This window comes from Paenibacillus ihuae, from assembly GCF_001368795.1.
Taxonomy (GTDB): domain Bacteria; phylum Bacillota; class Bacilli; order Paenibacillales; family Paenibacillaceae; genus Paenibacillus_AQ; species Paenibacillus_AQ ihuae.
Map to the genome: position 1 here is coordinate 3,769,504 of NZ_LN831198.1, position 3,175 is coordinate 3,772,678.

Genomic DNA, 3,175 nt, shown 5'->3' on the forward strand with positions numbered 1-3,175 from the left:
TTTACTTTTCCTCGAATGCGGGGCAAGAACACATAAAATGAAAGTCTATGAAATGACCGATCATCCGGCTGCGCGCGCAGTCGTCGGCTTCCTGCTGGTCCGCGGCGGCGTCCATGTTGTCGCTTACGCCAAGGCGCTGGAAATCGCTACAGGTGTGAACGTGACCAAGCTGGTGCCGGTTCCGTCATTAAGCAATAAATCTTTCACCGAAGCCAGGAAATACGAGGAAAAAGGCGTTCATACGAAGCTATATACCTGGAGTGACCAGGATTTCAGCTCCATTGACCAGATCTGGAAAGGCACTCATCCGGAGGACGGGCTCCCGCTTGAAGTTATCGCCGGCGCACCAAAGGGCGTACCGATTCCCGAAGCCCCTGAATCAAAAGAAGAATTCGCACCCGGCATTTCTGCCGAGGACTTTAAGGAAATAGCCAAACGGCTTAAAATGGCCGGCAACATTACGGACTAGCATATATAAAGCATAAGGGCGCCTGCCTGTGCAGGACGCCCTTTTGTAGCTTCAATCATATCCGCCCACCGCTTCAGGCAGCTCCAGATATTCCGGCTTAGTTATGACCCGTTCCCAGATATAGCTCCGCAGCTCCTTAAGCCGCTTAGCATCCCCGCCAACCTCGCAGTTCTCCTCACTCCAGTCAAAGGAGTGCTGATCCCCATTCAGCTGTATCTGCCAGTGCTCCTCTTCATAAGGCGTCTGACGGCAGCCTTGCTTCAGCGGCTGCAGATTTAACTCTCTCAGGATGTTAATTTCACGCAAACGGGCATAAATGTCCGCCATTTCACTGTTTGTAAAGGTCAATGCTGCTTGTGCCGTTCCATGGGTCACCAAATCCTTGGTGATCGTATGGTTGAACGTGTTCATTTCATTCTTGCCCATAATCCCGAATCGGACAGAGAAGGCAAAATCCTCCGGCATTTCTTCCGGCATTTGAAGAGCCGCCGCGGTTGGAGCCGCTGACCGATCGACCGTATTCCCCTCACACCCGGCAAGCCAAAACACGAGCAGCAGCGAAAACAGAGGCAGCAATGGCCGCATCATCCTTCCTCCTTCAATACAGATTCTGCAAAAAAGATACCTCCCGTATACGGGAGAGTATCTTGAATGAATCACTTATCTAAGTTTCATAGCAAAAAGACGCCGCCGATTCCAGCACACCGGCAATATAAACGGATACCTCAACATGTACAGGGTGGACAAGATAGGCTTCGAGGTCTTCCATCGTCTCATATTGAACAATCAGCATCAGATCGTAAGCACCGCTGCGGATATCCGTCTCCACCCGCAAGTCCCGGATGTACTCAATTTTCCCCTGCATGCTGAGCAGCTTGTCTTTTGCGGCAGCAATACGCTCAGGACTGCGTTCTTTTAGTTTAATCATTAAATTATTAATGATCATTTTCCGCTTCCTCCTGCTTCATCAGCTTCAAGATTGAGCAGCGCTGATGCGGCCTCACGCCCGTTCACCAGCAGCGTGATCCGGTGCTCTCCCGGATAATGGCGGCGGGTCGTCAAATCTGCCCAGCGGTGCGTCCGTACCGCTGATAGTCTCGAACCTCCCGGCACTGTCTTATCGGACAGCAGGAACAGCTTGCGTGAGGTTTTCCCGCCCGCTTTCACGAAGTCTATGCCGTATTCAATCCGGATACGCACCGGAACACCTTCACGGATCCAAAGACTGTAGCGCAGCTCGCAGCTGTCGCCAATCTGCAGCACAGACGGATCTACAGACAGAGAGGCAGCAGCACCAGCGGCATATCCTCCGTCTCGTCCGCATACCCGAATAAAGCCATAATCTCCGGGTTTGCTTGGCGGATCAGGGAGCGGCAGCCATGCCGCACAATCCAGTCTGTGTGTTCACTAACACCCTTCCAGCGGCGTGCGATGCCTATGACCACATCCGGGTGGTCCTTGGCGATGTCGTTCAGATTATTGGCGACACTTTTACGCACATACAGAGACGGGTCTGCCTTCAGCTGCTCCAGCACCGGCAGAACCGGAGACGGATCGAGCTTGAACATCGGCAGCGCCTGGCCCCAGGGCAGGCGTGGCCGGCTGCCTTCGCTGGCCAGCCGCCGCACATGCTCATTGTCATGGTGCGACCAGACCTGCATCTGTGCCATCATCCGCTGCGGATCACGCAGCATAAACGGCCTGACGGCAAACTCAGCCGACGATCCCGGCGTAAACCGTTCCAGCGCTGCCATCGACAGCTCCCAGTGCTCATCCCCCTGCCCGTATACCTCGACGAAATCGGGAAAGATCAGGTACGGAAAACCAGTGCATTCCCTGTCTATCTCATACAGAACCGCCAACGCCTCTTCATAGTCTGCAGGCAGATAAGCCCCCAGTGTCTCCGTAATCCGCCGCATCCGGGCTTTCAGCTCCAGCGCCTCCCACGGCTCCTTCATCGCCGCCGCGACGAAATCATCTGTGTTAAATGCGCTATACACCCGGCGAAGCTTCATGCCGAAGCTCCGCAGAAATCCTTCATTGTACATTGCTTTTAATGGTTCCGCCATGAGTTCATTCCTCCTGCTGATTCTTTAGACCTTCTGGATGCAGCTTACCATGGAGAACTGGACAGCCTTGTGTCATGTTCGTTGTCAGCTTTGGAAAATCTCTTTCCGGACAGATTCTGAAAGTTGCGAAGTTCCGTAATCTTATCGGGCTGAAACATCAATTCCCTGAAGCGGCGATGCAGATCAATACTATCAACATCGGGTGAAGATGACGTGATCAGCATGGCAGAGCTTTGGAACAGGGAGCTCTTCATACTCTTCTTCGCTAAATTCGTCAATGGTGCCGGCTTCAACATTAGCGTCATCATCTTCGTAATTATCATATCCGGCGAAGATCAACCCGTTGTCTAATTCTTCTGCCGTCAGCTCTCCTTCGTCAACTATCACCTCGTCAGACTCGCCCACATAGCTGTAGGCACGGATCAGCTCCCCGTCTACAGCCTTACTCCAGGCATGGTAATCGACAACACGGTGTGTGGCGAAATAACAAGCTTCACCATACCGGCTGCTGAGCCGCTTCACCGTTTCCAGCGGATTGTCTTCCCCTGACGCGTTCAAATCCGGCATAAAGGAATTAACGGCAAGAGTCCAGCCATTAACAGTCGGAGACACAAAGTAGTACCCTTGATAGGCACCG

General features: G+C 53.0%; 3 protein-coding genes and 2 pseudogenes. 1 reads left to right on the top strand and 4 read right to left on the bottom strand.

Annotation, left to right across the window (positions count from 1 at the left end; all coding sequences use genetic code 11):
• Positions 1 to 469: manganese catalase family protein (locus AQR02_RS34480; protein WP_245237518.1), on the top strand; the 469-nt coding region annotated here is incomplete at its 5' end.
• Between the two features lie 51 nt (positions 470 to 520).
• Here the strand turns inward: AQR02_RS34480 and AQR02_RS17415 are convergent.
• From AQR02_RS17415 to AQR02_RS17430, 4 genes and pseudogenes are all read right to left on the bottom strand, one after another.
• Entirely contained in the window at positions 521 to 1,054 is a 534-nt protein-coding gene (locus AQR02_RS17415) for a hypothetical protein (RefSeq protein ID WP_054941567.1), read from the bottom strand.
• A gap of 79 nt (positions 1,055 to 1,133) precedes the next feature.
• Positions 1,134 to 1,415, bottom strand: a complete 282-nt coding sequence (locus tag AQR02_RS17420; RefSeq protein WP_054941568.1) for a Dabb family protein — start codon at positions 1,413 to 1,415, stop codon at positions 1,134 to 1,136.
• Positions 1,412 to 2,538: pseudogene (locus tag AQR02_RS17425) on the bottom strand (DNA alkylation repair protein). Before AQR02_RS17425 ends, AQR02_RS17420 begins: the two are co-directional and overlap by 4 nt.
• Positions 2,539 to 2,730: 192 nt before the next feature.
• Positions 2,731 to 3,175, bottom strand: a pseudogene (locus tag AQR02_RS17430) (hypothetical protein); the annotation flags it as partial.